The 26,738-nt window shown below is 65.1% G+C and carries 26 protein-coding genes; 11 read left to right on the top strand and 15 right to left on the bottom strand.

Translation table 11 applies throughout. The features are described 5' to 3' along the window. Positions 1-112: 112 nt before the first annotated feature. Positions 113-1,057 carry a D-alanyl-D-alanine endopeptidase gene (pbpG, locus tag KCX70_RS00205; RefSeq protein WP_212618916.1) on the bottom strand — a complete coding sequence of 315 codons (945 nt, stop codon included), beginning with the start codon at positions 1,055-1,057 and terminating at the stop codon, positions 113-115. 419 nt (positions 1,058-1,476) lie between these two features. Here pbpG and KCX70_RS00200 point away from each other — a divergent pair, with 419 nt between their 5' ends. Beyond that, positions 1,477-1,791, top strand: coding sequence for a glycine zipper domain-containing protein (locus tag KCX70_RS00200; protein WP_021206262.1), 315 nt, complete (start codon positions 1,477-1,479; stop codon positions 1,789-1,791). 4 nt (positions 1,792-1,795) lie between these two features. After that, entirely contained in the window at positions 1,796-2,407 is a 612-nt protein-coding gene (locus KCX70_RS00195) for an NAD(P)-dependent oxidoreductase (RefSeq protein ID WP_212620257.1), read from the top strand. Positions 2,408-2,414: 7 nt separating this feature from the next. Here the strand turns inward: KCX70_RS00195 and aroE are convergent, their stop codons facing one another. Both aroE and hemF read right to left on the bottom strand, forming a co-directional pair. After that, positions 2,415-3,233 carry a shikimate dehydrogenase gene (aroE, locus tag KCX70_RS00190; RefSeq protein WP_212618915.1) on the bottom strand — a complete coding sequence of 273 codons (819 nt, stop codon included), beginning with the start codon at positions 3,231-3,233 and terminating at the stop codon, positions 2,415-2,417. A 52-nt stretch (positions 3,234-3,285) separates the two neighbouring features. After that, complete coding sequence (gene hemF, locus KCX70_RS00185) at positions 3,286-4,203, bottom strand: oxygen-dependent coproporphyrinogen oxidase (RefSeq protein WP_021206259.1); 918 nt, start codon at positions 4,201-4,203, stop codon at positions 3,286-3,288. Positions 4,204-4,357: 154 nt separating this feature from the next. Here hemF and KCX70_RS00180 point away from each other — a divergent pair, with 154 nt between their 5' ends. Then, on the top strand, positions 4,358-5,335 hold the full coding sequence (locus KCX70_RS00180) for an NADPH:quinone reductase (RefSeq protein WP_212618914.1): 978 nt from the start codon (positions 4,358-4,360) through the stop codon (positions 5,333-5,335). Positions 5,336-5,419: 84 nt separating this feature from the next. Here KCX70_RS00180 and KCX70_RS00175 read toward each other — a convergent pair whose 3' ends face one another. From KCX70_RS00175 to KCX70_RS00165, 3 genes are all read right to left on the bottom strand, one after another. After that, positions 5,420-5,977, bottom strand: coding sequence for an L-threonylcarbamoyladenylate synthase (locus KCX70_RS00175; protein WP_212618913.1), 558 nt, complete (start codon positions 5,975-5,977; stop codon positions 5,420-5,422). A 63-nt stretch (positions 5,978-6,040) separates the two neighbouring features. Further along, positions 6,041-7,138, bottom strand: a complete 1,098-nt coding sequence (dprA, locus tag KCX70_RS00170) for a DNA-processing protein DprA (RefSeq protein WP_212618912.1) — start codon at positions 7,136-7,138, stop codon at positions 6,041-6,043. An 84-nt stretch (positions 7,139-7,222) separates the two neighbouring features. Further along, on the bottom strand, positions 7,223-8,248 hold the full coding sequence (locus KCX70_RS00165) for a LysM peptidoglycan-binding domain-containing protein (RefSeq protein WP_102847671.1): 1,026 nt from the start codon (positions 8,246-8,248) through the stop codon (positions 7,223-7,225). Positions 8,249-8,396: 148 nt separating this feature from the next. Between KCX70_RS00165 and def the strand changes: the two genes are divergently transcribed. The 4 genes from def to trkA all read left to right on the top strand — a co-directional run bounded on the left by def (position 8,397) and on the right by trkA (position 12,662). Continuing rightward, positions 8,397-8,903: a peptide deformylase gene (gene def / locus KCX70_RS00160; protein WP_021206254.1), complete on the top strand. Its 507-nt coding sequence runs from the start codon at positions 8,397-8,399 to the stop codon at positions 8,901-8,903. Between the two features lie 57 nt (positions 8,904-8,960). Then, positions 8,961-9,890, top strand: a complete 930-nt coding sequence (fmt, locus tag KCX70_RS00155; protein ID WP_212618911.1) for a methionyl-tRNA formyltransferase — start codon at positions 8,961-8,963, stop codon at positions 9,888-9,890. Positions 9,891-9,895: 5 nt separating this feature from the next. Beyond that, entirely contained in the window at positions 9,896-11,218 is a 1,323-nt protein-coding gene (gene rsmB / locus KCX70_RS00150) for a 16S rRNA (cytosine(967)-C(5))-methyltransferase RsmB (protein ID WP_212620256.1), read from the top strand. Between the two features lie 70 nt (positions 11,219-11,288). Further along, positions 11,289-12,662, top strand: a complete 1,374-nt coding sequence (gene trkA, locus KCX70_RS00145; RefSeq protein WP_102851928.1) for a Trk system potassium transporter TrkA — start codon at positions 11,289-11,291, stop codon at positions 12,660-12,662. Positions 12,663-12,678: 16 nt separating this feature from the next. Here trkA and KCX70_RS00140 read toward each other — a convergent pair whose 3' ends face one another. The 9 genes from KCX70_RS00140 to KCX70_RS00100 all read right to left on the bottom strand — a co-directional run bounded on the left by KCX70_RS00140 (position 12,679) and on the right by KCX70_RS00100 (position 23,395). Continuing rightward, on the bottom strand, positions 12,679-14,058 hold the full coding sequence (locus tag KCX70_RS00140) for an aspartate aminotransferase family protein (RefSeq protein ID WP_212618910.1): 1,380 nt from the start codon (positions 14,056-14,058) through the stop codon (positions 12,679-12,681). A gap of 390 nt (positions 14,059-14,448) precedes the next feature. Continuing rightward, positions 14,449-15,912, bottom strand: coding sequence for an NAD-dependent succinate-semialdehyde dehydrogenase (locus KCX70_RS00135; protein WP_212618909.1), 1,464 nt, complete (start codon positions 15,910-15,912; stop codon positions 14,449-14,451). 210 nt (positions 15,913-16,122) lie between these two features. After that, positions 16,123-16,776 (bottom strand): 7-cyano-7-deazaguanine/7-aminomethyl-7-deazaguanine transporter, encoded by a 654-nt coding sequence (locus KCX70_RS00130; protein ID WP_102847673.1) that lies wholly within the window; start codon positions 16,774-16,776, stop codon positions 16,123-16,125. Positions 16,777-16,886: 110 nt separating this feature from the next. Then, positions 16,887-17,393, bottom strand: a complete 507-nt coding sequence (locus KCX70_RS00125; protein ID WP_212618908.1) for an Lrp/AsnC family transcriptional regulator — start codon at positions 17,391-17,393, stop codon at positions 16,887-16,889. Positions 17,394-17,492: 99 nt separating this feature from the next. Then, a complete protein-coding gene (gene doeB / locus KCX70_RS00120) occupies positions 17,493-18,497 on the bottom strand; it encodes a N(2)-acetyl-L-2,4-diaminobutanoate deacetylase DoeB (RefSeq protein ID WP_212618907.1) in 1,005 nt (334 codons plus the stop codon). A gap of 2 nt (positions 18,498-18,499) precedes the next feature. Continuing rightward, positions 18,500-19,690: an ectoine hydrolase DoeA gene (doeA, locus tag KCX70_RS00115; protein ID WP_212618906.1), complete on the bottom strand. Its 1,191-nt coding sequence runs from the start codon at positions 19,688-19,690 to the stop codon at positions 18,500-18,502. Positions 19,691-19,789: 99 nt separating this feature from the next. After that, the gene (locus KCX70_RS00110; protein WP_212620255.1) at positions 19,790-20,776 is read right to left on the bottom strand and encodes a cyclodeaminase; all 987 of its coding nucleotides are present in this window, start codon (positions 20,774-20,776) and stop codon (positions 19,790-19,792) included. Positions 20,777-20,838: 62 nt separating this feature from the next. Beyond that, the gene (eutB, locus tag KCX70_RS00105; RefSeq protein ID WP_212618905.1) at positions 20,839-21,810 is read right to left on the bottom strand and encodes a hydroxyectoine utilization dehydratase EutB; all 972 of its coding nucleotides are present in this window, start codon (positions 21,808-21,810) and stop codon (positions 20,839-20,841) included. A gap of 175 nt (positions 21,811-21,985) precedes the next feature. Continuing rightward, complete coding sequence (locus KCX70_RS00100; RefSeq protein ID WP_102851934.1) at positions 21,986-23,395, bottom strand: PLP-dependent aminotransferase family protein; 1,410 nt, start codon at positions 23,393-23,395, stop codon at positions 21,986-21,988. A gap of 247 nt (positions 23,396-23,642) precedes the next feature. Here KCX70_RS00100 and ehuB point away from each other — a divergent pair, with 247 nt between their 5' ends. The 4 genes from ehuB to ehuA all read left to right on the top strand — a co-directional run bounded on the left by ehuB (position 23,643) and on the right by ehuA (position 26,727). Further along, positions 23,643-24,494: an ectoine/hydroxyectoine ABC transporter substrate-binding protein EhuB gene (gene ehuB / locus KCX70_RS00095; RefSeq protein ID WP_212618904.1), complete on the top strand. Its 852-nt coding sequence runs from the start codon at positions 23,643-23,645 to the stop codon at positions 24,492-24,494. Between the two features lie 81 nt (positions 24,495-24,575). Next, the gene (gene ehuC / locus KCX70_RS00090) at positions 24,576-25,235 is read left to right on the top strand and encodes an ectoine/hydroxyectoine ABC transporter permease subunit EhuC (protein ID WP_212618903.1); all 660 of its coding nucleotides are present in this window, start codon (positions 24,576-24,578) and stop codon (positions 25,233-25,235) included. Next, positions 25,232-25,891, top strand: coding sequence for an ectoine/hydroxyectoine ABC transporter permease subunit EhuD (gene ehuD / locus KCX70_RS00085; RefSeq protein ID WP_212618902.1), 660 nt, complete (start codon positions 25,232-25,234; stop codon positions 25,889-25,891). Before ehuC ends, ehuD begins: the two co-directional genes overlap by 4 nt. After that, positions 25,888-26,727, top strand: coding sequence for an ectoine/hydroxyectoine ABC transporter ATP-binding protein EhuA (gene ehuA, locus KCX70_RS00080; RefSeq protein ID WP_102847682.1), 840 nt, complete (start codon positions 25,888-25,890; stop codon positions 26,725-26,727). The genes ehuD and ehuA overlap by 4 nt, the downstream gene beginning before the upstream one ends. The last annotated feature ends 11 nt before the right edge of the window (positions 26,728-26,738 follow it).

The raw sequence follows: 26,738 nt of genomic DNA, 5'->3' as shown, positions 1-26,738 counted from the left end.
ATCGATACGCGTATGAGCGGCGGCGGCCGTATCCGTTGGCCGCGTGAAGGCCGAGCCGCAGAGGTTTGCGCCGTGCGACCTGCGCACGGCGCTGCCAGCGGACTCTGGCGTTTCAGCGAGCGCCGGCGATGACCGTCGTCGCGCCGCCGGATCGAGCGGCCAGGCGCCGCTCGGCCATCTTCTGCTGCTTGTAGGCCAGCGCGGCCGGGGCGACCGGGGTCACCTTGCCGGTCTCCATCCACTTCTTCAGGCGACTGGCGTCGGCCATGTGCGTGTACTTGCCGAAGGCATCCAGCACCACGAACGCCACGGGGCGCTTGTTCATCACGGTGCGCATCACCAGGCAGTGGCCGGCGGCGTTGGTGAAGCCGGTCTTGGTCACCTGGATGTTCCAGTCAGGCTTGCGCACCAGCGCGTTGGTGTTGCGAAAGCCCAGCGTGTAGTTGGGCTTGTGGAAGGCGACGGTCTTCTCGTGGGTGGTGCTGAACTGCTCGATCAGCGGATAGGCCTGGCTGGCCTTGAGCAGCTTGACCAGGTCGTTGGCGCTGGACACGTTCTGCACCGACAGCCCGGTGGGTTCGACGTAGCGCGTGTGGGTCATGCCCAGTGCCTTGGCCTTGGTGTTCATGGCCTGGATGAAAGCGCTGTAACCGCCCGGATAGTGATGCGCGAGGCTTGCCGCAGCGCGGTTTTCCGACGACATCAGCGCCAACAGGAGCATCTCGCGCCGGCTGATCTCGCTACCGATGCGCACCCGTGAAAACACGCCCTGCATCTCCCGCGCATCGCGAATGGTGACCGGCAGTTGCTCATCGAGCGGCAGCTTGGCGTCGAGCGCGACCATCGCGGTCATCAACTTGGTCACCGAGGCGATCGGTACCACCAGGTCGGGGTTGCTCGAATACAGCACCTCGTTGGTCTTCAGGTCGATCAGCAGGGCGCTGCCAGACGCCAGCTCCTGGTGCGCGGAGCTCGCCGGGGCAGCGGTGACGGAGAGGGGCAGGACGACGCTGCCGCAGGCGAACAGGAGACCAAGAATCGTTTGACGAATTTTCAAAATGAACACCGATGAATTGGCAGTGAAAAAGAAGCGCCGAAGCCGACGGACGCGGCGCGCATTATTAGGTAAACCCAGGCCGAAGATAAGGCCCCGTGCAGCTTATTTCGCGGTGTGCCGCAGCGGCTTTGGATTGCGCCGTTCGGCTCGCCTCCCCGGCCCGCCGGGCGCTTGCGTGTCGAACGCCGCCTGAGTGTAGAAGAAGATCCACGGCCTCGCTGACCCGTAACCCGCGCAGGCCCTGCCACGGGCGCCTCCTTGGCTATCGGCGGCGCCGCGCCGCTGGACCAATCGTCCCGACAGACGGGAACCCAAGGTGACTGTTGTGGGTCCGCTGCCTACCAGACCGCTTGCCGTGTGGCTGCACCTTCAGCCGTTCACGGGGTCCAAACCAGCACATTCAGAGGGGAGAACCAGCCATGTCCCGCTTCTTCAGCCGCAAACCCACCACACGCGACGAGATCGAACGCGAAATCCACAACCTGATGACGGCGCTCGACGACCTCAAGCACGACGCGACCCAAGGATCGCGGCACCGCCTCGATTCGCTGCGCTCGCGCGCCGAATCGCTGTGGCAAGACGCTGACTGGGATTCACACTGCCGTGACCTGTCCAAGCGGGGTCGCGACGCCAGCCGTATGGCCAAGGAATGCGTACGCGAGCATCCGCTGAGCACCGTGGCGCTGGCGGCCGGCGCCGTGGCGCTGATTGGCTATCTGGTCACCCGTCGCTGACGCCATGCTCAACGCCGAGACGCCGCGCCTCAAGTTCGCCCTGTACGGGGCGCACTCCAGCCTGGGCAACGCCTTGCTCTGCGAGCTGCTGAGCCGCCAGCACGAGGCGGTGGCCCTGGTCGACGACCTCAACTCGATGACCGTTCGCCCGGGGCTGCGTGCCAAGACGGGCGACCTGTTCGACGCCATCAGCGTGTCGCAGAGCGTCGCCGGCATGGACGCGGTGATCTGCCTGTTCGACAGCCGTTCGGTGCCTACCGCCTCGGGTGACGCCGAGGCCGCACAGCCACATGATTTCTACCAGGCGGTCGACGCCCTGTTGTCAGGCTTGCCGAAGGTCGACGTCGAACGCCTGCTGCTGGTGGCTGACTTCAGCGCCCATGGCGAGGAGCCAACGGTTGCTGCTGCGCTGCAACGGGTCGCCGCGCATCCGTTGAAGTGGACCCTGGTGGATGCCGAAACCGGCGGCGAAGACCTGTCGATCGAGGACTTTGCCAATCTCGAAGGCTTGCCGGGCGAGGACCGCCGTGTGCAGCTTCGCCGCGTCGCCGCCGGCATGATCGACGAGTTGGAAACGCCGCAGCATCTGCACCAACAGATCCACTTCCGCGTCTGAGTGCCCCTCAGCCGGCCAGTTGCTGACGCAGCTGCGCCAGCACCGGAGCCGAGGCCGGCCGCACGCCACGCCACAACTCGAAGGCCGCCGCGGCCTGCTCGACCAGCATCCCGAGGCCATCTCGGGTCTGCGCACCAAGGTCGGAGGCCCACTGGCAGAAGGGCGTCGGCTTTGCGCCGTACATCATGTCGTAGCAGAAGCTTGCACCCGAGCGGATCAGGTTGTCGGCAAGCGGCGGTAGCTCGCCGCCGAGGCTGGCCGAGGTGCCGTTGATGATCACATCGAACGGGCCTTGCAGCTGCTCGAAGGCGCTCGCGCTCACGGGGCCCAGCTCGGCGAATTCACCGGCCAACTGTTCAGCCTTGCCCAGCGTGCGGTTGGCAATGACCAGCGCAGCTGGCCGCTGCGCCAGCAACGGCTCGAGCACACCGCGCACCGCACCGCCGGCGCCCAGCAGCAGGATACGCTTGCCTTGCAGCACCACGCCGGCGTTATCCAGCAGATCGCGCACCAGGCCCACGCCGTCGGTGTTGTCGCCCAGCAGCGTGCCGTCTTCGCGCTTCTTCAGGGTGTTGACCGCACCGGCACGGCGCGCGCGTTCGCTCAGCTTATCGGCCAGGCGACAAGCGTGCTCCTTGAACGGCACGGTGACATTGGCGCCCAGTCCGGTCTCGAAAAACCCACGGGCAAACCCGGCGAAATCGTCGAGTGGCGCCAACAGCGGCTCATAGCTGAGCGACTGGCCGGTCTGTTCGGCGAACAGGCGGTGAATCTGCGGAGACTTGCTGTGGGCGATGGGGTTGCCGAATACGGCGTAGCGATCCATGGATGTTCTCGTCTGAAGCAGGGGCGTTGGGCGCGCGGTTATGGCTGCCGGATTATGACTTCTGGGCCAGCCAATCGCGGTCCTGCAAAAAGTATTCGGTCAGCCGCGCTTCCGGGCTGCCGGGCTCGGGATGCTTGTCGTAGCCCCAACGCACCAGCGGCGGCAGCGACATCAGGATCGATTCGGTGCGTCCGCCGGACTGCAGCCCGAACAGGGTTCCGCGGTCGTAGACCAGGTTGTATTCCACGTAACGGCCGCGTCGCAGCTCCTGGAACTCCCGCTCGCGCTCGCCGAACGGGGTGGCTTTGCGCTTCTGCACGATGGGCAGGTAGGCCTCGATATAGGCATCCCCGACGGCGCGCATGAAGGCGAAGCTGGTATCGAAGTCCCACTCGTTGAGGTCATCGAAGAACAGGCCGCCGACGCCGCGTGGTTCGTTACGGTGCTTGATGTGGAAGTAGCGATCACACCATTCCTTGTAGCGCGGGTAGACGTCTGCGCCGAAGGGTGCACAGGCGTCGCGGGCCACGCGGTGCCAGTGGATGCAGTCTTCCTCGTTGCCGTAATAGGGCGTCAGGTCGAAACCGCCGCCGAACCACCACACCGGCTCCTCGCCCTCCTTTTCGGCGATGAAGAACCGCACATTGGCATGGGAGGTTGGCACGTAGGGGTTTTCCGGGTGGATCACCAACGACACGCCGAGTGCCTCGAAGCCGCGGCCGGCCAGCTCCGGACGGTGCGCGCTGGCCGAAGGGGGCAGACCGCTGCCATGGACATGCGAGAAGTTCACACCGCCCTTTTCGATCAGCGCGCCATTCTCGATCACCCGGGTCCGGCCACCGCCGCCGGCTGGTCGGGTCCAGGCGTCCTCGACGAAGCGGGCGCCGCCGTCTTCGGCTTCAAGAGCGGCGCAGATACGGTCCTGCAGGTCGAGCAGGTAGGCTTTGACGGCTTCGGTACGCTCGTTCACGAAATCACCTTGGCAAATAGCGGCACAGACCCGGCGGCGGCGACCAACCCGGCAGTGCTTCAGCGGAAGGGCCGGCAAGCATATCACCCAGCCGATTGACGGATGCGCGCTGGAAGCGTTGGATAGGCTCCTTTGCATTTGCCCAGGAGTCGATATGTCGCAGCGCATCCAGTTCAGCCAGCACGGTGGTCCCGAGGTTCTCGAGCAGGTGGATGTGCCTGTCACGGCGCCGGGGGCCGGTGAGGTCCGGGTACGTAACCACGCCATCGGCCTGAACTTCATCGATACCTATTTCCGCGGCGGGCTCTATGTTCCGCCGAGCCTGCCGTCCGGCCTGGGTACCGAAGGCGCGGGTGAAGTCGAGGCGGTTGGCGAGGGCGTAGTGGGTTTGCAGGTTGGCGATCGCGTCGCCTATGGCACTGGCCCACTGGGCGCCTATGGCGAACACCACACCCTGCCGGCGCGGCATCTGGTGAAGCTGCCGGACGCCATCAGCTACGAGCAGGCCGCCGCTGTGATGCTCAAGGGCCTGACCACGCAGTATCTGCTTCGTCAGACCCACGCCTTGCAGGCCGGCGAAACCGTGCTGTTCCATGCCGCGGCCGGCGGCGTCGGCTCGATCGCCTGCCAATGGGCCAAGGCCATCGGCGCGAAACTCATCGGGGTCGTCGGCTCGCCGGAAAAAGCCGAGCGGGCCAAAGCGCTGGGCGCCTGGGAGACCATCGACCGCACCCGTGAAGACGTGGTGCAGCGTGTGCTGGAGCTCACCGATGGCAAGAAATGCCCGGTGGTCTATGACTCGGTGGGCAAGAGCAGCTGGGAAATATCGCTGGACTGCGTCGCGCCGCGCGGCCTGTTGGTCAGTTTCGGCAATGCCTCAGGGGCGGTCACCGGGGTGAACCTCGGGGTGCTCGCGCAGAAGGGTTCGTTGTATGTCACCCGGCCGACCCTCGCCGGCTATGCTGATACCGCCGAGCGCCTGCAGGCGATGGCCGCCGAACTGTTCGAGAAGATCGCCAGCGGCAAGATCAAGGTCGAGATCGGCCAGCGCTATCCGCTGGCGGAGGCCGCCGAGGCGCAGCGGGCGCTGGCTGCGGGCCAGACCACCGGGTCGACGATCCTGCTGCCGTAGCCGCAGTGGGACGCTGGAAGCTAAAGGAGCAGTTACCTGGTGCGCGCCAGTGTCTCCTTCTGGCTTCCCGCCTCCGGCTGCCGACTAGCTCGCCCTTATCACTTCGCCGCTTCGCAGGTCGCGGATAGTGCTGGGATTGCGCCGACCACCCAGGCGCCCGCCGAGCACGGCGTCGAGCTGCCTGGGGAAATACTGCTCGACACGCAAACGTGAACGCGCCGAAGGGCGGCCGGCGGGGTTCGCCGAGGTGGAAACCAGCGGCCCGGTCAGTGCACATAGTCGGGCGACCAACGGATGATCGCTGACACGCAGCGCCACGCTGTCGTGCTTGCCGGTGATCCAGCCAGGCAACCGCTGACGATGCGGCACCAGCCAGGTATTGGGCCCCGGCCAGCTGCCCGCCAGTCGGTCCAGCCAACGTTCGGGCAGGTCTTCCAGCAGAAAATCGAATTGCTCGATGCAATCGGCCACGAGAATCAGGCCCTTCTCCACAGGCCGCTCCTTCAACGCCAGCAAGCGGTGCACCGCGTCGCTGTCCCATGGGTCGCAACCCAGTCCCCAGACCGCTTCGGTCGGATAGGCGATGACGCCACCATTCCTGACCACCCGCGCCGCCTGCTGCACACGCCAGTTACCGATCATTCGCACCCCCGCTGAGACTGATCGGCGCAGTGTACCCAAGCACATGCGGCTGCACAGCCACGCTCAGCGGACCCGCGCGACCCAGACTCCGTTTTCACAGGCGACCAGCCCCTCGATTTCCAGCTCGGTCAGTTCCGCCAGTACCTGGGCCAGCGGTTGTTCCACCGCTCCGGCGAGGGTCTCGCTGGTCATCGACCCGGCAATCAGTTGATCGAGCAGTGCATGTGCCGGTCGCTCCGGCTGCGACTGCGGCTGGCCATTCGCGGTCGTCTGCTGCCAACCCCGGAGAGCCTGGAGGATGTCGTCGACGCTCTCGACCAGCGCCGCGCCCTGACGGATCAATTGGTGGCAGCCGCGTGCGCCGGGGTGATGGATCGAACCGGGGATGGCATAGACCTCCCGACCTTGCTCGGCGGCCAGCCGGGCGGTGATCAGCGAACCACTCAAGGGACTGGCCTCGACCACCAGCACGCCGAGCGAGAGCCCGCTGATGATGCGGTTGCGGCGAGGAAAGTTGGAGGCGTGCGGTGCACAGTCCAGCGGCAATTCCGAGACCAGCGCGCCGCCACCGTCGACGATGCGCCCGGCCAGGCCAATGTGCCGGCGCGGGTAGAGATGCTGCAGGCCGGTACCCAGCACGGCGATCGTTTGGCCGGCCACATCCAGTGCGCCCTGGTGGGCCGCGCCATCGATGCCGAGGGCCAGGCCACTGGTAATCACGAAACCACCGCCCGCAAGGCTCCGCGCAAAGGCGGTGGCATTGTCCAGGCCCGGGCGCGAGGCTCGACGACTGCCGACCATGGCCAGCTGTGGCCGCTCCAGCAGGCTCGGATCGCCTTCGACGAACAGCAGCGGCGGCGCATCCGGTAGGTCCGCCAGCAGCGCGGGGTAATCGGGGGCGTCCCACATCAGCACGTGATGACCGGGCTGTTCCAACCAACTCAGCGCGGCGGCGGCGCGTTCGCGTATCGCCGGGCTGCGTCGGGGTTCGGCACAACTGACCGGCAGCCCCAGCGCACGCCAGGCGGCCGCCGGCGCACTGAGCGCGGAGGAGGCATCGGGGAAGGCGCTGAGCAGCTTATGCAGACGCCGCGGGCCGAGCTCCGGCAGCAGATGCAGGCGCAGGCGGGCTTCCAGTTCGGCAGGGGAAATCGCGGGCATAGGAGAGCATCCTTGTCTCGTCGCACCGCATCCATGCGGTGGTATCAGCAGTAAAAAGCCCCGCGTCGGCGGGGCTCGGGAAACTCAGGGATTACGCACCTTATCCATCACCGACAGCGAGCGCGTAGCCTGCAAGACCAGGCCATAGCTGAGCTTGTCGTACGTACGGAAGACCATCAGCAGGCCCGAGCGCTCGTCGGGGATCTTGACCCGCTCGCCCGTCACGCGATCGCGTACGGTTTCGCCGGTCTTGTACACCGCTAGCACGTTGCCAACGCTCAGCCCGTCACGCGCGCCTTTGTTCAGGGTTACCACATCGAACTGGCCGATCTGGGTGACGCCACGCGGTACGTCGAGGATCACGCCGTTGACTTCGCCTTTCGGCTCGCTCGGCATGAAGGTGGAGTTCACCGCCCGCTCTTCGCTGGGGAACATGCGGTCGCCAAGGCGTGCTTCCTGGGTGACCCGGGTAAGCATCATGGTGGCGATGTCGCCTTCCATGTCCAGCAGTTCGGCAGTGCCCACATCATCGGCATTAATGCCCAGGAACTCCTGGGTCTCGGGATCCACATAGGTCTTGCCCTGCCGGAAGATACCGTAAACCTTGATGTCGTCCTGGAAGTTGCCGCGGCCGTAGACGCGATCACCGGCGCCGCTGATGACGCGCTCGGCATTGCCGGCGACGATGTAGGGCGCAGCCTCGAATTCGGCCACGTTGTCGACGATGCGGTTACTCAGCAGGAAGCTGTTGATGGCTTCCAGCGGGATGGTGCTGATCGCCTCGGCCATGGGCGTGGTGCGAATGGTAGGCGAGAGTTTGATGGTCCCGCGCGACGCGCCACGGTTGAGCACGATGCGCGGCTGGCCGTCGATATAGACCAGGCTCAGGCTGTCGCCGGGATAGATCAGGTGCGGGTTTTCCACCTGGGGGTTGGCGTGCCACAGCTCCGGCCACTTCCAGGGTTCCTTGAGAAAGCGCCCCGAAATGTCCCAGAGCGTGTCACCTTTCACCACGGTGTATTGCTCAGGATGGCCATCCTTGAGCGTCACAGCGGCGTGCGCCAGGCCGCCGACCGCCACCAGCAGCAGGGCGAGTAGTGATTTCCTCATGTGGTGAATCCCTTTATGATGTGCCTTCACGTAAAGCGCCCTAGCGCCGCAGAAACCCTTGTGGAAAGCGGCGTTAAGCCGTTTACAAGCTGCCCGGCATCTTAGCAGCGGCTTTTGACTTTATTCCATAAGTGCATCACAAACGCATATGGCAATCCTGAACATCCTAGAATTTCCCGATCCACGCCTGCGCACCATCGCCAAACCGGTGGACGTGGTCGACGACGGCATTCGTCAACTGATCGACGATATGTTCGAGACCATGTACGACGCCCCCGGCATCGGCCTGGCCGCGACGCAGGTCAATGTGCACAAGCGCGTGGTGGTCATGGACCTGTCCGAGGACAAGTCCGAGCCGCGGGTCTTCATCAACCCCGAGTTCGAGTTCCTGACCGACGAGATGGAGCAGTACCAGGAAGGTTGCCTGTCGGTGCCCGGTTTCTACGAGAACGTCGACCGCCCGCAGAAGGTCAAGGTCAAGGCGCTGGATCGCGACGGCCAGCCCTACGAGCTGATCGCCGAAGGCCTGCTCGCGGTGTGCATCCAGCACGAATGCGATCACCTCAACGGCAAACTTTTCGTCGACTACCTCTCCAATCTCAAGCGCGACCGGATCAAGAAGAAGCTGGAAAAGCTTCACCGTCAGCAGGCTTGATCACCGACCCCAAAGGCTTGCAGCAGCAAGCCTTTTTTATTGATTGACGAGTCCCCTATGCGCATCGTTTTTGCCGGAACACCGGAGTTCGCCGCTCAGCATCTGCAAGCCCTGCTCGACGCCGGGCGCCAGGTGGTGGCGGTCTACACCCAGCCGGATCGGCCAGCCGGGCGCGGGCAGAAGCTGATGCCCAGCCCGGTCAAGCAGCTCGCCGTGCAGCACGACATTCCGGTCTATCAACCGCAGACCCTGCGTGCCGCCGAGGCGCAGACCGAGCTGGCGGAGCTGAACGCCGACCTGATGGTGGTGGTGGCCTACGGATTGATCCTGCCGCAAGCCGTGCTCGATCTGCCCCGCCTGGGCTGCATCAACAGCCACGCGTCGCTGCTGCCACGCTGGCGGGGAGCGGCGCCGATCCAGCGCGCCATCGAGGCCGGCGACAGCGAATCCGGCGTGACCGTGATGCAGATGGAAGCCGGGCTGGATACCGGGCCGATGTTGCTCAAGGTCAGCACGCCAATCACCGCTGATGACACGGGAGGCAGCCTGCATGACCGCCTTTCCGCGCTGGGTTCGGATGCGCTGGTCCAGGCCGTCGCCGCGCTCGAGGCGGGCACGCTCAGCGGCGAGGTGCAGGACGACAGCCAGGCCACCTATGCGCACAAGCTGAACAAGGACGAGGCGCGCCTCGACTGGCGCCGCCCGGCCGTTGAGCTGGAGCGTCTGGTGCGGGCCTTTCATCCCTGGCCGATCTGCCATAGCCGGCTGGACGACGCCGTCGTGAAGATTCATGCCGCTTGCCTGGATTCAGGGCGGGGCGCGCCCGGCCAGATCCTCGAGGCCAGCAAGGATGGGCTGCAGGTCGCGTGCGGCGAGGGCTCGTTGCGGCTCATCCGTCTGCAACTGCCGAACGGCAAGCCGCTGCATTTCGGCGACCTGTACAACAGCCGGCGCGAGCAGTTCACGCCTGGCAAGGTGTTCGAATAATGTCGATGAACCCGCGCCTGGCCGCGGCGCGTGCGCTCAGCGCCGTGCTGTCCGGCAAGGCCTCGCTGAACGGCAGCCTGCCCGAAGTGTTGGGCAAGGTCGACGCCCGCGATCGCGGCCTGACCCAGGACCTGGCATTCGGTGCGGCCCGCTGGCAGCCGCGCCTGGCTGGCCTCGCCGAGCGCCTGCTGCAGAAGCCGTTCAAGGCCGCCGATCGCGATGTCGAAGCCTTGCTGCTGGTCGGTCTCTATCAGCTTTTCTATACGCGCATCCCACCGCACGCCGCCATCGGCGAAACCGTCGGCTGCGCGGAAAAGTTGCGAAAGCCATGGGCCAAAGGATTGCTCAACGCCGTTCTGCGCAACGCCCAGCGTGACGGTGAGGCGTTGTTCGCCGAGCTGGAGCGCGATCCGGTGATCCGCTTCGCCCACCCGCGCTGGCTGCAAAAGGCCCTGAAGGCGCACTGGCCCGAGCACTGGCAGGCGATCTGCACGGCGAACAACGTTCATCCGCCGATGATGCTGCGGGTCAACCATCGTCAGACCCAGCGCGACGCCTACCTTGGCGAGCTGCAAAGCGCCGGTATCGACGCCTTTGCCTGCGAGCACAGCGAGGATGGCATCCGTCTGGCTGCGGCCTGCGACGTCAACCAGTTGCCCGGCTTTGCCGAAGGCCGGGTCAGCGTGCAGGACGAAGCCGCACAACTGGCCGCCGGCCTGCTCGATCTCGCGCCGGGGCAGCGCGTGCTGGATGCCTGCTGCGCACCCGGCGGTAAGACCTGCCATATCCTCGAGCGCGAGCCGGCGCTGGCGCAAGTCATCGCGCTGGACCTGGAGCCCAAGCGGCTGCAGCGCGTTCAGGAAAACCTCGACCGCCTGCAATTGCAGGCCAAGCTGGTCGCGGCCGATGCGCGCGCGACCGAAGTCTGGTGGGACGGCCAGCCGTTCCAGCGCATTCTGCTCGACGCACCCTGTTCGGCGACGGGGGTGATTCGTCGCCACCCGGACATCAAGCTGGCCCGGCAGGCCGACGACATCGCGCCGCTGGCGACGCTGCAAGGCGAGATGCTCGATGCGCTCTGGCCGACGCTGGCGGTCGGCGGCGTGCTGCTCTATGCCACCTGTTCGGTACTGCCGACCGAGAACCGCGAGGTGATCGAAGCCTTCCTGGCGCGCATGCCTGGTGCCCGTGAACTGGATTTGCCGAGCGGTTTCGGTGTCGAACAATCCCATGGGCGTCAGTTGCTGCCGCAGGAAAACGGCCATGACGGCTTCTATTACGCCAAACTGATAAAAATCGCGGCCCAACCCAACGGCCAGAATTCGTAAATGAGCCAGGCGGAATGCTTCCGCCAATCATGGATGCGGCGGCCCACAGCTGCCTTTCAGGAGTGATCGCTTGAAGATCATCATTCTCGGTGCAGGGCAGGTCGGCGGTACGCTTGCCGAAAACCTCGCCAGCGAAGCCAACGACATCACCGTGGTCGACACCGATGTCGATCGCCTGCGCGACCTGGGCGATCGCCTGGACATCCGTACCGTGGTCGGTCGAGGCTCGTTCCCGACGGTGCTGCGCCAGGCCGGCGCGGACGATGCCGACATGCTGGTGGCGGTGACCAACAGCGACGAAACCAACATGGTCGCCTGTCAGGTCGCCTACACCCTGTTCCATACCCCGACCAAGATCGCCCGGGTACGCGAGTCGGTGTACCTGACGCGCTCCGGCCTGTTCAGCAACGAAGCGATTCCGGTCGACGTGCTGATCAGCCCCGAGCAGGTGGTAACCAACTACATCAAGCGGCTGATCGAGCATCCCGGTTCCCTGCAGGTGATCGACTTCGCCGAGGGCAAGGCGCAGCTGGTGGCCGTGCGTGCCTATTACGGCGGGCCGTTGGTGGGCCAGGAACTGCGCCAGCTGCGCAAGCACATGCCCAACGTCGACACGCGGGTGGCCGCCATTTTCCGCCGCAATCAGGCGATCCTGCCTCAGGGCGACACGGTGATCGAGGCTGACGACGAGGTCTTCTTCATCGCCGCGCGCGGGCATATTCGTGCCGTGATGAGCGAGATGCGCCGGCTCGACGACAGCTATCGTCGCATCGTCATCGCCGGTGGCGGACATATCGGCGAGCGCCTGGCCGAGGCCATCGAAAGCCGCTACCAGGTGAAGATCATCGAATCGAACCCGGCCCGTTGCCGTCACCTCTCCGACACCCTGGACAGCACAATCATCCTGCAGGGCAGCGCCTCGGACCGCGACCTGCTGGTGGAGGAAAACATCAATGATGCCGACGTCTTCCTCGCGCTGACCAACGACGACGAAGCCAACATCATGTCGTCGTTGCTGGCCAAGCGCCTCGGCGCGCGCAAGGTGATGTGCATCATCAACAACCCGGCCTATGTCGATCTGGTCCAGGGCGGCGAGATCGACATCGCCATCAGCCCGCAGCTGGCCACCATCGGCACCTTGCTGACCCACGTGCGCCGCGGCGACATCGTCAGCGCGCATTCGCTGCGCCGCGGTGCGGCCGAGGCCATCGAAGTGATCGCCCACGGTGATCCGCGCTCGAGCAAGGTCGTCGGCCGCGCCATCGGCAAGATCGTCCTGCCGCCAGGCACCACCATCGGCGCGGTGATCCGCGACGAGGAAGTGCTGATCGCCCATGACAACACGGTCATCGCGTCGGGCGACCACGTGATCCTGTTCCTCGTCGACAAGAAGCACATCCGCGACGTGGAGCGCCTGTTCCAGGCCGGCCTGACCTTCTTCTGAGGTTCCACGAGGTGCGTCAGAGCACCTCGGCAGCTACCGCGTCTACCGCGCTTCGGGCGATCTCGACCACCTGATCGGCCTCCGCCTGGGTCAGAACCAGTGGTGGGGCGAAGCCGAGGATGTCGCCGTGCGGCATGGCGCGGGCGATCATGCCGCGCTCCAGGCAAGCGGCCGAGACGCGCGGACCGACCTTGAGCGCCGGGTCGAACGGCGTACGGGCCTCGCGATCCGCCATGAACTCGAGCGCTGCCAGCATGCCGATGCCGCGCACCTCGCCAACCAGCGGGTGATGGTCGAACGTCTGGCGCAGCTGTGCATTGAGATAGGCCCCCACTTCGGCGGCATTGCCGGGAATGTTCTCCCTTTCCAGGATATCCAGATTCGCCAGCGCCGCCGCGGCACAGATCGGGTGCCCGGAGTAGGTCCAGCCGTGCCCCATGGCGCCGTCGCGCGCGGAGGCTTCGTCGATCACGTCCCAGACTTTTTCCCCGACGATCACCGCAGACAGCGGCGCGTATGCGCTGGTGAGTCCTTTGGCGGTGGTGATCAGATCCGGCTTCATGCCGAACAGCTGGCTGCCCATGGGCGTGCCCAGACGGCCGAAGGCACAGACCACCTCATCGGCGATCAACAGGATGTCGTATTTCGTCAGCACCGCCTGGATCGCCTCCCAGTAATCGGTGGGCGGGACGATGATGCCGCCGGTGCCCATCACCGGTTCGCCAATGAAGGCGGCCACGGTGTCCGGGCCTTCACGCTGGATCAGCTGCTCCAGGCCGTCGGCGCAATGGCGCACGAACGCCGCCTCGTCCATCCCGGCCGGGGCCTTGTAGAAATGCGGGCAGGCGGCATGCTTGATGTCCGCGTGCGGCAGATCGAAGTGCTGATGGAAGCTGGCCAGGCCGGTCAGGCTGCCGGTCATGATGCCCGAGCCGTGGTAGCCGCGCTGGCGGGAGATGATCTTTTTCTTCTGCGGGCGGCCGAGCACATTGTTGTAGTAGCGCACCAGCTTGATCTGGGTTTCGTTGGCATCCGAGCCGGAGAGGCCGTAATAGACCTTCTTCATGCCCTCGGGCGCCCAGTCGATGATGCGCCGCGACAGCTCGATGATGGCCTCGGTCGAGTGGCCGACATAGGTGTGGTAGTAGGCCAGTTCCTTGGCCTGCTGGTAGATGGCCTCGGCCACCTCGGTGCGGCCGTAGCCGATGTTCACGCAGTACAGCCCGGCAAAGGCGTCGATCAGCTCGCGGCCTTCGTGATCGCGAATACGGATGCCCGAGGCGCCGGTGACGATGCGCCCCTTGAGCGCCCCGCTGGCATGGTCATGGGCATGGGTGGACGGGTGCATGAAGTGGGCACGGTCCTGGGCGAAGAGGGCATCGTAGTCATGGCTCATGGGCGTCTCCTTTGCGGTAATGGAAAAAGGGGCTCGGATTCCGCCTCCCTCATCCTGACCCGCCCCTAAGGGCGGAAATGGCTCGGCTTGCCTGGCAGGCTGTTTTCGGCCCGCCAGCGTGTTGTTGGCTCTCCGGCTAGTGGCCAGGTTCTGTGGGAGGCAAGACCCGCGGCGAACGGCGCCAACTCGGTGCCCGAAAAGCTTCGCCCCGGGGTAGGGCCTCCCACGAAAAAGCAGTGAACGCCGCCCCCACTTGTGGGAGGCGCGACCTCGCGCCGAATGTCGCCAATCCGGTGCTCCGAGCGCTTCGCCCCGAGGTCGGGCTCCCACGGAAGCGGCCCGAGCATTGCGCCAACTCAGTGCCACAGCTCCGCCCGATCAAGCAGGCCATCAGTACCGCTGGCCTTGGTGATGGACGCAGACGTACTTGGTCTCGACGAAGGGCTCGAAGCCCTCGCTGCCGCCTTCTCGGCCGAGACCGGAGGCTTTCATGCCACCGAAGGGGATCGGGTGGCCGGTGAATTTGGTGCCATTGACCGCGACCATCGCGTGATCGAGACGCCGGATGAGCGGGTGGATCACGTCCAGCCGGTTCGAGCAGATGTAGGCGGCCAGCCCGTATTCGGTGTCGTTGGCCATGCCGACAGCCTCGTCGAGGCTATCGAACGGCAGCACGCCGGCGATCGGGGCGAAATTTTCTTCGCGGTAAATGCGCATATCGGGGGTAACGTCGGCCAGCAGCGTCGGCTGCCAGAACCAGCCGCCAAGGGCGTGGGGCTCGCCGCCGGCCAGCAGCCGAGCGCCCTTTTCCAGCGCGTCGGCAACCCGCGCGGTGGTGGCGTCGAACGCCGCCTGGTGCATCAGCGGGCCGATCTGGCTGCGTTCATCCAGCCCGAGGCCCACACGCAATTCACGTACGGCACGGGCGAAACGCGTCAGGAACGCCTCGTAGATCGGCCGCTGGACGAGGATACGGTTGGCGGCGCAACAGTCCTGCCCGGAGGTCTGGAACTTGGCATCCAGCGCCACCTGCACGGCGTGCTCGAGGTCGGCATCGGCGCAGACGATCAGGGGTGCATTGCCCCCCAGTTCCAGCGCCACCTTCTTCACCCCGGAGGCCGCGGCCTCCAGGATCAAGCGACCGACCCGGGTCGAACCGGTGAAGCTCACCGAGCGCACGCGCGAATCCTGTACCAGGGTTTGCATGACCATCTGCGGCTCGCCGAGCACCACGTTGAACACGCCGGCCGGCAGGCCCGCTTCCTCGGCGAGCTGAGCCAGGGCGAAGGCCGAATAAGGCGTTTCGTGCGCCGGCTTGACCACCACCGTGCAGCCGGCCGCCAGTGCCGCGGCGGCCTTGCGGGTGATCATCGCGCTGGGGAAGTTCCAGGGCGTGAGCAGGGCGCAGACACCGACCGGCTCCTTCAGGGTGCTCAGGTCGGCATTGGCGATATGGCTCGGGATGGTCCGGCCATACAACCGCCGAGCCTCCTCGGCGAACCAGGGGATGAAACTGGCCGCATAACGGATTTCGCCCCGCGCCTCGGCCAGCGGCTTGCCCTGCTCTTCGCAAAGGATCGCCGCCAGATCGTCCTGATGTTGCAGGATCAGCGCGGCCCAGCGCTGCAAAAGGGCCGCACGCTCGTCCAGGCTTTGTAGACGCCAGGACGCAAAGGCTCGCTCGGCGGCGTCCACCGCGGCGACGATCTGCTCACGTTCGAGCATCGGTACATGGCCGATCTCGGCCAGATTGGCCGGGTTTTGCACGGCGACACTGGCGCCGCTACGGCTGTGGATCCACTGACCGTTGACGTAGCACAGTGATTTGAACAACAGCGGGTGTTTGAGCGACATGGCGATGCCTCCGGGCCGAGTGGCATGGGAGACATGCTAGGGGAGGGCGGCTTGGGCTTTTTTCCGTAGCGGCGCGATTGGCGGGCGGAATTTTCTGTTTGGCGGTGGGCAAACGAGAAAAGCCTGGAGGCTGCGGTGGAAAAGGCTTCGCCGTTTTCCACCCTACGCGTAGGAGCCAAGCACTTTTTGCGCTCTGGCCGAGGCTGTCGCTTATGCGGTCGCGGTCTGCTGTACCGGCAGCATGCGCACGATGGCGTTCAGCAGCATGCCGTAGAGCGGCACGAACAGCGCCAGGCTGATGCCCAGCTTGATCACGTAGTCGACGCTGGCGATCTCCACCCAATTGGCTGCCATGAAGGCGTCGTCGCTGTGCCAGAAGGCGATGGAGAAGAACACGAAGGTGTCCAGCAGATTGCCGAATATCGTGGAGGCGGTGGGCGCGACCCACCACTGACGCAGCCGCCGCAGCCGGTCGAACACCTGGATGTCAAGGATCTGGCCGAACACGTAGGCGAGGAAGCTGGCGATGGCGATGCGAAACACGAACAGGTTGAACTCACCCAGCGCCGCGAACCCGCTGAACGCGCCCTGATGGAACAACACCGAAACCACATAGGAGGCGATTAGCGCCGGGACCATGACGCGAGCGATCACGCGGCGTGCCGGGCCCTTGCCGAGCAGGCGCACGGTCAGGTCGGTGGCCAGGAAGATGAACGGGAAGCTGAACGCGCCCCAGGTGGTGTGCCAGCCGAACAGAGTGATCGGCAGCTGCACCAGGTAGTTGCTGGCGATGATGATAAGGATGTGGAAGGCGATCAGGCCGCCCAGTGTGGCCCTATGGACCGACGAGGGAATCTGCAGCATGGCATGTCCTTTTTAAACGTGATGGGGTGAGGGAACCCATTTGCCGGGCCAACAGGGCCAAGGCGGCGCGCATTCTAGTGGCATTCGAGCCGTGGTGATAGTCGCGCCGGTCAGAACGTCCCCGTATGCGGCGCCTGTACGTCTTCGTCGGGTGCCGTGGGGGCGCCGCCCTCGTCGCGTTTGACGCTCTTGGTGACGATGTAGGTGTAGTAGCGCTCGATACCCAGGTCTTCGAGCAACAGCGCGTCGATGAAGCGCTGGTAGTGGTCGATGTCGCGTGCGCGGATCATCGCGATGTAGTCGATACCACCGCCGGTGGCGTAGCAGAAAGCGACTTCCGGCGCGTCGGCCAGGCGCTGTTCGAAGCGCCGCATATCCTGTGCGGTATGCCGTGCCAGGCTGATTTCCACCAGGACCTGCTGGGTCCGGAACAGCGCGCCCCAGTCGATCAGCGCCCGATAGCCGCGCACCAGCCCGGCGGCCTCGAGCTTGCGCACACGCTCCCAGGCCGGCGTCACCGAGAGGTTGATGGCCTCGGCCAGCGCCGACTTGGTGATCCGGCCATCCTCGGACAGGATGCGCAGAATCTTCAAGTCATAGCGATCGAGCTTGTGCATGCAGCCTCCCAAAAACATCGCGTCCGGACGACACTGCAGCTCTCTTGCGCCCTCCGGCCGTGGACTGACGAGCCGCTCGTCGCCCAACAGGCGCGGCGCTCACTGCAGCACCTGCGCAATTACCGCCAGCGTGTCGCCGCTCTGCACCCGTCCCGGAAAGTGCCGCGCGCTGATCAGGCCGCCGCGCCGTGCACGGTATTCAACCGGCGCGGCACCGGTGCGCCGTGCATCATGCACCCGCGCCACCAGTTCGCCGGCCCGCACGGTCTCGCCCAGGTCCCTGCACAGTTCGAGTAGCCCATCGCTCTCACTGCACAGGTAGCAATCACCGTCCGGCATGTCCAGCATCACCGACTCGGCCGGCTCGATTTCGCCATCGAGCAGATCGAAATGGATCAGCAGGTTGCGCACGCCACGCTCGGCGATGGCCAGCGTCCGGGCACTGATGGAGCCGCCGCCGCCGAGCTCGGTGGTGACGAACACCTTGCCCAGCGCCTCGGCCGCGGTGTCGTACATGCCCAGCGCATCCTGCTCCAGCATGCGCATGCAGTAGGGCGCAGCGAAGGCCCGCATGCCGGCCTCGCAACGGGCTTGATGGGCCTTGTCGGGCAGCAGGTGGCAGGCGGCGAAAGGCAGAAAGTCGAGGGTCTTGCCGCCCGAGTGGATATCCAGCACCAGATCGGCCAGCGGCAGCAGGCTGCGCTGGAAGTAATCGGCGATCTTCTCGGTCACGCTGCCGTCGGGTCGGCCGGGGAAGCTGCGGTTGAGGTTGCCGTGATCGATGGGCGAGGTTCGTGTGCCGGCCCATACCGCCGGCGCGTTCATGAACGGAATGATGATCACCCGACCCTGCACCCGCGCCGGGTCGAGATTGCAGGCCAGCTTGCTCAGCGCCAGCGGGCCTTCGTACTCGTCGCCGTGGTTGCCACCGGTGAACAACGCGGTGGGGCCCGCGCCGTTCTTGACTACGCTGATGGGGATCATCACCGCGCCCCAGGCCGAGTCGTCGCGCGAGTAGGGCAGGCGCAGATAGCCATGCTGCACACCGTCACGTTCGAAGTCGACGGTGGGGCTGATGGGGTTGCGCAGCAGCGTTTCACTCATGGCTAGTCCTTGACGTATAGCTTGCGTGGCAAGTCGCAGAAGGTTTCCATCCCGGTCTCGGTGATCAGGATGCTCTCGGTGATTTCCAGCCCCCAGTCGTCCATCCACAGTCCGGGGATGAAGTGGAAGGTCATGCCCGGCTCCAGCACGCTTTCATCGCTCGGACGCAGGCTCATGGTCCGCTCGCCCCAGTCCGGCGGATAGCTGATGCCGATCGGGTAGCCGCAGCGGCTGTCCTTCTGGATGTCGAACTTGTCGAGCACCTTGAGGAAGGCGCGGGCGATATCGCCGGTGGTATTGCCCGGGCGCGCCACTGCGAGGCCCGCGGAGATGCCCTCGACCACCGCCTGCTCGGCCTCGAGAATGTGCGCCGGCGGTTTGCCCAGGTAGATGGTGCGCGACAGCGGACAGTGGTAGCGCTTGTAGCAGCCGGCAATCTCGAAGAAGGTGCCGGCGCCCAGTCGGAACGGGTTGTCGTTCCAGGTCAGGTGCGGCGCACTGGCATCGGCGCCGGTCGGCAGCAACGGCACGATTGCCGGATAGTCACCGCCGTGGCCCTCGACCCCGAGGATGCCGGCGCGGTAGATATCGGCGACCAGCTCGTTCTTGCGCAGCCCCGGCTCGATACGCTCGTAGATCGTCTCGTGCATGCGCTGGACGATGCGCGCGGCGACGCGCATGTACTCGATTTCCTGAGGCGATTTCACCGCCCGCCGCCAATTGACCAGCGCGGTGGCGTCGAAGAATTGCGTGTGCGGCAGGTGCTGCTGCAGCGAGCGGAAGGCGGCCGCGCTGAAGTAGTAGTTGTCCATCTCCACACCGATGGCCAGGCGGTCCCAACCGCGCGCGGCGATCACCTCGCGCGACAGATAGTCCATCGGATGACGCACGCTGGACTGCACGTAGTGATCCGGGTAACCGACGATATCGTCATCGCCCATGAACACGGTGCGGCGTGCGCCATTGGCGTCCTGGTCACGGCCAAACCACAGCGGATCGCCTTCGAGCGCCAGCAATACGCACTGGTGGACGTAGAACGACCAGCCGTCATAACCGGTCAACCAGGCCATGTTCGACGGGTCGGTGACGATCAGCAGCTCGATACCGCGGGCGGCCATGACCTGGCGGACCCGGCTGATACGCAACGCATATTCCTCCCGACTGAACGGGAGATTGACGACGATTTCGGACATCTTTTTGCCCTCGTGGATGGACCGCGCTTGCTCTGCAGGGGCGAGCTGGCTCGCGAGCCCGGCGTGCGGCCCGGGCGCGAACAGGCTCGCGTCTGAAGATCAGGGGTTGAAGATGAAACCCCTGCCCGCTGCGCGCGCCCGGTCGAAGGCGAAGCTGGCGATGGCAGTGTCTTGCGCGCCGGTGCCGGTCAGGTCGCAAAGGGTGACCTGACCGGCCGAGGTGCGGCCGGGGTGATGCCCGGCGATCACCTGGCCGAGTTCGGCGAGGGACGATGAATCGCTATCCACCACGCCCGCGGCGAGTGCGTGGTGCAGTTCGCCGAGTACCCGGGTCTGGCTCAGGCGGTCGGCGACGTAGAGATCGCAGGCGGCCAGAGTGGCGGCGGCGATTTCGTTCTTGTGCTCGGCATCCGAACCCATGGCGGTGATGTGCAGGCCCGGCTGCAGATGATGCGGCTGGATCAAGGGCGTGCGGCTGGGCGTGGTGGTGATGGAAATGTCGACCCCGTCCATGGCGGCATCGACATGGTCCGCGACCCGCGCCTCGACGCCCTCCATCTCGCTGGCAAAAACCGCCGCCTTCTCAGGGTCGCGTGCCCAGATGCGCACCTCGCGGATATCGCGCACCAGGCGCAGGGCAGCCAGTTGCAGACGCGCCTGCTCGCCGGCGCCGAGAATGGCCACGCGGCTGGCATCCGCCCGGCTCAGCCATTTCGCCGCCACCGCGCCGGCGGCGGCCGTGCGCACCGCGGTGAGGAAGCCGTTGTCCAGCAGCAGGGCGTCGAGCAGACCGGTACGCGCCGAGAACAGCATCATCAGCCCGTTCAGGCTCGGCAGGCCGAGCGTCGGGTTGTCGAAGAAGCCGGGGCTGACCTTGATGGCAAAGCGCGGCAGGCCGGGCAGGTAGGCGGTCTTCACGTCGACCTCGCCGTTATGCTCGGGAATGTCCAGGCGCAGTATCGGCGGCATCGCCACCGCCTCGGTCGCGAGCAGGCGAAAAGCATGTTCGACCGCGTCGAGGCTGGCCGGATCGAGGGCCAGGCAAGCGCGGAGATCGGTTTCGCTGAGCAGCACGGTCTCGGCCATGTTGATCTCCATTGAGGCTACTCCGGACGCACCGGTAGCAAGGTTGTCGGGTTTGGGTTGGGTTATTCGTCGGCGCCGTTGAGCACGCGCAAGTGCTGTCCGGTGTCCAGGTTGCGGCCGCTGATCACGATGACCACCGGCCCGCGCGGCTTGATCGAACGTTCGAGCAGCGCGGCGATGCCAACGGCGGCGGCGCCTTCGATCACCAGCCGCTCCTCGTGATAGGCATGGCGGATGCCGGCAGCGATGGCCGGCTCGTCGAGCAGATGGATCTGGTCGGCCAGCTCGCGCACGAGGGCGAAGGTGTAGCGATTGTTCAGGCCGATGCCGCCGCCCAGTGAATCGGCCAGGCTGGGGCATTCCTGCACCTCGACCGGGTGGCCTGCCTCGAGGCTGGCGTACATCGCCGCGCCACGCCGCATGCTGATGCCATGAACGCGGATTTCCGGGCGCTGACGCTTGAGGCCCAGAGCGACACCGGCAAACAGGCCGCCGCCGGACAATGGCACCAGCACCTCGGCGACTTCCGGGCACTGCTCGAGGATTTCCAGGCCGAGCGTGCCCTGGCCGGCGATGACCTGCGGATGGTCGAACGGCGGGATGAAGGCGGCGCCCCGTTCACGGGCGATGCGCTCGGCCTCGACCTGGGCGTCGTCCTGGCTGTGACCGATGATGACCACCTCGGCGCCCAACTCGCGGATCGCCTGCACCTTGTTCGGCGGCACCAATTGCGACAAGCAGACGATGGCGGTGACCCCCTGCTGCGCCGCCGCGTACGCAAGCGCACGGCCATGATTGCCGGTGGAGGCGGAGACCACGCCGAGGCGTTTCTGCGCCTCTGACAACTGCGCGACCGCATAACTCGCGCCACGTAGCTTGAAGCTGCCGGTGGCCTGCTGCGATTCCAGCTTCAACCACACCGGTACGCCAGCCAGCCGGCTGAGCGACGCCGAACGCTCCAGCGGCGTTTGCCGCACGAGGCCGCGAATGCGTTCACGTGCTTCGAAGAGCTGGTCGAGAAGAATCGGCTGCATGGCGAACATTCCGATGGTGGATGTCGCCGAGTGTAGGAGCGCCGATTTCAGCAGCCCAATGTACTAGGACTCTTTTTTTTCGCCCCACGATTGTGCCGCTCCGAAGGGCCGAAACGCCCAGTTCATGGGCTCATAGGCTGGCAATGCGCGCACGTGGTGCACGGGCGATTCGCTGTCAGCGGGCGCCGCGAAATTCGTGGATCTCCGGAAACTGCTCGAAGACTTCGCGGATGCTGCACAGCCCCTCGCGCAAACGCTCGTCGTCGCATTCGGCACCCACGCACAGACGCATCGCCTTGGGCCGCTGGCTTCCCGGCGGCAGGAAAGGGTCGGGCAGGGTCAGCGCGATCTCGCGCCTACGCAGCTCGTGCTGCAGCGCATCCAGCTCCCAGTGCTCGGGCACGTTCAGCCAGGCACTAAGGGAAGCCGGATGGCTGCCGCGCAGGTAATCGCCCAGTTCGGCGGTCACCGCGGCCTGGCGGGTCGCGATCAGCCCACGCTGAACACGCACCAGCTCATCGGCCACACCGCGCTCGATCCAGCGTGTGGCGATTTCGCCCAGCAGGGGCGCGGCCATCCAGCTGTTGACCCGCAAGATGCTTTCGGTGCGCAAAGCCAGCCGCCGCGGCATGGCCATATAGCCGATCCGCAGCCCGGTAAGCACCGACTTGGTCAGGCTGGTGCAGTAGAACGAGCGTTCCGGCAGGTAATGGCTGATCGGCAAGGCGTCGCGATAATCGCCCAACAGTGGGCCGTATACGTCGTCCTCGATCACGTAGACGCCATAGCGACGGGCGATCTCGGCGATCTCGCGACGACGCGTATCCGGCATGATGGTGCTGGTGGGGTTGTTCAGGTTCGGCGTACAGACCAGGGCGGTGACCCGCTCGTTGCCGCACAGATCCTCGAAATGCTCCGGATCGAGACCATGACGGTCGGTCTCGACCCCCTGGAGGGTGAAGCCGAGGACCTGGGCGGTGCCGATTACCCCGTGGTCGGTACAGTTTTCGCAGAGCACCAGGTCGTCCGGTCCAGCCAGAGAGGCGAGGGCGAGAAAGATTCCATGGGAGGTGCCGTTGGTGAGCAGCAGGTCCTGCAACTCTACGGTCAGGCCCAACCCGGCGAGCCATTGCACGCCCACTTCGCGGTGATGCTCGAAGCCGGCGATTGGACGGCAGGCATGGATCCACGGTTGCTCATGCTCGGCGGCCAGCTCCTCGCAGGTCTGCCGCCAGTAACGGTCATGGCTGTCCGTCCGGATGATCCGCGCGGTAGAGAAATCGAGCAGCGAATTCTCACCGCGATCGAGCATGGAGCTGGCTACACGCTCGCTGATCCTCCGACTGACGAAGCTGCCGCGCCCGACCTCGCAGCGCACCCAGCCTTGGCGCTCCAACTCCTTGTAGGCGTTGGTCACCGTCTGCACGCTGATGTCGAGTTGTTCGGCCAGCAGCCGTTGCGGCGGCAGACGCTGGCCATCGTGCAGGTTTCCCTGTTCGATGTCGGTTGCGATGGCGGTAACCAGCAGCTTGTATTTCGACGCGCCACTCCGGGCAGCGAGCAAGGCCTGTTTCCAGTTGCGCATGACGATCCACCTTCAGTCGAACCGACAGGATCAGCCGAAGTGCAGTGTCATGCAATTGTCCTAGTGCAATCCCATTGAGAAAACGGTCTTTGTTATGCTCGGGCGGCGAAACGCGGCGCACATCCCGAATAAAAAGAAGTCCAAAGCCGCGCTGAGGCAGGGAATGCCCTGTCCTGATGCTCATGAAGCTGCCCTCCTAAATACAGCAGGCCCGCCTGCGAACCATAAAAGCACAGGAGAATTCACGATGAATCGCGCACGTCCTTTCCATTTCGGCAAGCTGTTGCTCGCCTCCGCCGCACTGGCCGGCCTCTCGCTCGCCAGCCTGGCCAACGCCGACACCCTTGATGAGATCAAGAAGAGCAACAGTGTCCGCATCGGCTATGCCAACGAAACCCCCTTCGCCTACACCGCCACCGACGGCAGCGTCACGGGCGAATCGCCGGAGATCGTCGAGAAGATTTTCCAGCGGATGGGCGTCGAAACCATCAAGCCCGTCCTCACCGAGTGGGGCTCGCTGATTCCCGGCCTGCGTGCCGGGCGCTTCGACCTGATCGCGGCCGGCATGTACATCACGCCCGAGCGCTGCAAGCAGGTGATCTTCACCGATCCGCAGTACCAGCTGCCCGATACGCTGCTGGTGAAGGCGGGCAACCCGAAGAACCTGCACAGTTACGAAGACATCGCCAAGAGCGGTGCCAAGCTGGCGATCATGTCCGGTACCGTGAACCTGAACTACGCACGCGACGGCGGTATCAGCGATGACCAGATCCTTCAGGTCCCCGATACCACCGCGCAGCTGCAGGCGGTGCGCAGCGGCCGCGCCGATGCCGCGGTAGGCACCCAGCTGACCATGAAGGGCCTGGCAGAGAAGGGTGGCGACTCGCTCGAGGCCATCAGCGAGTTCAAGGACGATCCGTCGCACACCGGCTATGGTGCGCTGGCGTTCCGCCCCGAAGACACCGCGCTGCGCGACGCCGTGAATGCCGAACTGAAGAAGTGGCTCGGCAGCGAAGAGCACCTGAAGACCGTCGAGCCGTTCGGCTTCGACAAGTCCAACATCACCGACAAGACCGCCGTGCAACTCTGCGCCCAGTGATCCACGCGCGGAGCCTCGTGCCTCAGGTGGCACGGGGCTCCGCTCGTGTGGTTTCGTTCCTGCAACAGAGGCATCGAACCTATGGGCGAACTCCTTCCCCTCATGTTCCAAGGGGCCTGGGTGACACTGCAGATCACCTTTTGGGCCTCGCTATTGGCGATCGTGTGCGCCGTACTCGGTGCCCTGGGTCGCCTGTCACCGTTCGCTCCACTGCGCTGGTTCACGATTGTCTATATCGAGGTGTTCCGCGGCACCTCGCTGCTGGTCCAGCTGTTCTGGCTGTATTTCGTGCTGCCGATGCCGCCGTTCCACGTGGAACTGTCCGCCTTAACCGTGGCCATTTGCGGCCTGGGCCTGCATATCGGCGCCTACGGCGCAGAGGTCATGCGCGGCACCATCCGCTCGGTGGCACGTGGGCAATATGAAGCCTGTGTGGCGCTCAACATGCCGCCAATCAAGCGCTTTACCCGGGTCATCCTGCCCCAGGCGCTGCTGGCAGCCATCCCGCCTGGGACCAACCTGCTGATCGAACTGTTGAAGAACACCTCGTTGGTTTCGCTCATCACCATTTCCGATCTGGCGTTCCGTTCACGGCAGTTGGACCAGGCGACCTTCATGACCCTGGAAATCTTCGGCATGGCGCTGGTGATGTACTTCGTCATGGCCCAGGCGATCAACCTAGGCATGCGCCTGGTCGAACGGCGCCTCAGCCGCGGGCGGATCAAAGGGGGCCTGGCATGAGCTTCTTCGATTGGCAGTTCGCCTGGGAAATCCTGCCTCAGTTGCTACAGGCTTCGCTGAAAACGATCGGCATCACCATCAGCGGCTTCGCCATTGCCGTGGTGCTCGGCCTGTTTCTGGCCGTCGCCCGCCGCAGCAAGCGTGTGTGGCTTTCCTGGCCGGCTACCGGCCTGATCGAATTCATCCGCAGCACGCCGCTGCTGATCCAGGCCTATTTCCTGTTCTATGTATTCCCCAATTACGGCATCAACCTCAGCGCATTGCAGGCCGGCATCGTCGCCATCGCCGTGCACTACGCTTGCTACACGGCAGAGGTGTATCGGGCGGGGCTCGATGCGGTCCCGCGGGCGCAATGGGAGGCGGTGACCGCGCTGAACATGAAGCCGACGACCGCCTACCGCGACGTCATCCTGCCCCAGGCCCTGCGGCCGATATTGCCGGCGCTGGGCAACTACCTAGTGGCCATGTTGAAGGACACCCCGGTGCTTTCGGCGATCACCGTGGTCGAAATCATGCAGCAGGCCAAGAACATCGGCTCCGAGAGCTTCCGCTACTTGGAACCGATCACCATGGTCGGCCTGTTTTTCCTGATCCTGAGCCTGGCCCTGGCCTGGTGCGTCCGCCGTCTTGAAAACCGCTTGGAGCTTGCCCGATGAATACTTCACCGCATCTCGACGCCAGTCCGAACACCTTCGCCAACGGCAACCCTGACGTGGCCGAGCCACTGGTGCGCTTCGACCAGGTGACCAAGCGCTACGGCGACCTCACCGTACTGGATCACCTCGATCTGGAAGTCGCCAATGGCGAGAAGGTCGCGATCATTGGCCCCAGCGGCTCAGGCAAGTCGACCCTGCTGCGCGCCTTGATGACCCTGGAAACCATCGACGATGGCGTCATCGAAGTCGACGGCGAGCCGCTGACCCACATGCCCGCGTCCGACGGCCATCTGATTCCGGCCAGCGGTCGTTACCAGCGCCACGTGCGCGGCAAGGTCGGCATGGTCTTCCAGAGCTTCAACCTGTTCCCGCACATGAACGCTCGACAGAACGTGATGGAGGCGCCGGTGCAGGTGCTGGGGCTGTCGAAAACCGAAGCCCGCGAACGCGCGGACGAGCTGTTGGCCATGGTCGGGCTGGAGGACAAACTCGAGCATTACCCGGCGCAACTCTCCGGTGGTCAGCAACAGCGTGTGGCCATCGCCCGTGCCATGGCCATGCGGCCACGGGTGATGCTGTTCGACGAGGTGACCTCGGCACTGGATCCGGAGCTCTGTGGCGAAGTGCTCAACGTGATCCGCCGCCTCGGCGACGAACACAACCTGACCATGTTGATGGTCACCCATCAGATGGGCTTCGCCCGCGAGTTCGCCGACCGGGTATGCTTCTTCAACGAAGGCCGCATCCATGAGCAGGGGACCCCGGACGAGCTGTTCGGCAACCCGCAGGAAACCCGTACTCAAGAGTTTCTCAGCGCGGTCACCCAGGCTAGCTAGCGATTGGCGGA

This window comes from Stutzerimonas stutzeri (assembly GCF_018138085.1).
Taxonomy (GTDB): domain Bacteria; phylum Pseudomonadota; class Gammaproteobacteria; order Pseudomonadales; family Pseudomonadaceae; genus Stutzerimonas; species Stutzerimonas stutzeri_AI.
The sequence above is the reverse complement of the archived record's forward strand: the minus strand, read 5'-3'. Positions and strand labels throughout refer to the sequence as shown.

What these genes read in the sequence shown, in the direction of transcription:
- KCX70_RS00200 (WP_021206262.1), top strand. Translation starts at nt 1,477, where the DNA reads ATGTCCCGCTTCTTCAGCCGCAAACCCACCACACGCGACGAGATCGAA.
- KCX70_RS00195 (WP_212620257.1), top strand. Translation starts at nt 1,796, where the DNA reads ATGCTCAACGCCGAGACGCCGCGCCTCAAGTTCGCCCTGTACGGGGCG.
- aroE (WP_212618915.1), bottom strand. Translation starts at nt 3,233, where the DNA reads ATGGATCGCTACGCCGTATTCGGCAACCCCATCGCCCACAGCAAGTCT.
- KCX70_RS00180 (WP_212618914.1), top strand. Translation starts at nt 4,358, where the DNA reads ATGTCGCAGCGCATCCAGTTCAGCCAGCACGGTGGTCCCGAGGTTCTC.
- KCX70_RS00175 (WP_212618913.1), bottom strand. Translation starts at nt 5,977, where the DNA reads ATGATCGGTAACTGGCGTGTGCAGCAGGCGGCGCGGGTGGTCAGGAAT.
- dprA (WP_212618912.1), bottom strand. Translation starts at nt 7,138, where the DNA reads ATGCCCGCGATTTCCCCTGCCGAACTGGAAGCCCGCCTGCGCCTGCAT.
- KCX70_RS00165 (WP_102847671.1), bottom strand. Translation starts at nt 8,248, where the DNA reads ATGAGGAAATCACTACTCGCCCTGCTGCTGGTGGCGGTCGGCGGCCTG.
- def (WP_021206254.1), top strand. Translation starts at nt 8,397, where the DNA reads ATGGCAATCCTGAACATCCTAGAATTTCCCGATCCACGCCTGCGCACC.
- fmt (WP_212618911.1), top strand. Translation starts at nt 8,961, where the DNA reads ATGCGCATCGTTTTTGCCGGAACACCGGAGTTCGCCGCTCAGCATCTG.
- rsmB (WP_212620256.1), top strand. Translation starts at nt 9,896, where the DNA reads ATGAACCCGCGCCTGGCCGCGGCGCGTGCGCTCAGCGCCGTGCTGTCC.
- KCX70_RS00140 (WP_212618910.1), bottom strand. Translation starts at nt 14,058, where the DNA reads ATGAGCCATGACTACGATGCCCTCTTCGCCCAGGACCGTGCCCACTTC.
- KCX70_RS00135 (WP_212618909.1), bottom strand. Translation starts at nt 15,912, where the DNA reads ATGTCGCTCAAACACCCGCTGTTGTTCAAATCACTGTGCTACGTCAAC.
- KCX70_RS00130 (WP_102847673.1), bottom strand. Translation starts at nt 16,776, where the DNA reads ATGCTGCAGATTCCCTCGTCGGTCCATAGGGCCACACTGGGCGGCCTG.
- KCX70_RS00125 (WP_212618908.1), bottom strand. Translation starts at nt 17,393, where the DNA reads ATGCACAAGCTCGATCGCTATGACTTGAAGATTCTGCGCATCCTGTCC.
- doeB (WP_212618907.1), bottom strand. Translation starts at nt 18,497, where the DNA reads ATGAGTGAAACGCTGCTGCGCAACCCCATCAGCCCCACCGTCGACTTC.
- doeA (WP_212618906.1), bottom strand. Translation starts at nt 19,690, where the DNA reads ATGTCCGAAATCGTCGTCAATCTCCCGTTCAGTCGGGAGGAATATGCG.
- KCX70_RS00110 (WP_212620255.1), bottom strand. Translation starts at nt 20,776, where the DNA reads ATGGCCGAGACCGTGCTGCTCAGCGAAACCGATCTCCGCGCTTGCCTG.
- eutB (WP_212618905.1), bottom strand. Translation starts at nt 21,810, where the DNA reads ATGCAGCCGATTCTTCTCGACCAGCTCTTCGAAGCACGTGAACGCATT.
- KCX70_RS00100 (WP_102851934.1), bottom strand. Translation starts at nt 23,395, where the DNA reads ATGCGCAACTGGAAACAGGCCTTGCTCGCTGCCCGGAGTGGCGCGTCG.
- ehuB (WP_212618904.1), top strand. Translation starts at nt 23,643, where the DNA reads ATGAATCGCGCACGTCCTTTCCATTTCGGCAAGCTGTTGCTCGCCTCC.
- ehuC (WP_212618903.1), top strand. Translation starts at nt 24,576, where the DNA reads ATGGGCGAACTCCTTCCCCTCATGTTCCAAGGGGCCTGGGTGACACTG.
- ehuD (WP_212618902.1), top strand. Translation starts at nt 25,232, where the DNA reads ATGAGCTTCTTCGATTGGCAGTTCGCCTGGGAAATCCTGCCTCAGTTG.
- ehuA (WP_102847682.1), top strand. Translation starts at nt 25,888, where the DNA reads ATGAATACTTCACCGCATCTCGACGCCAGTCCGAACACCTTCGCCAAC.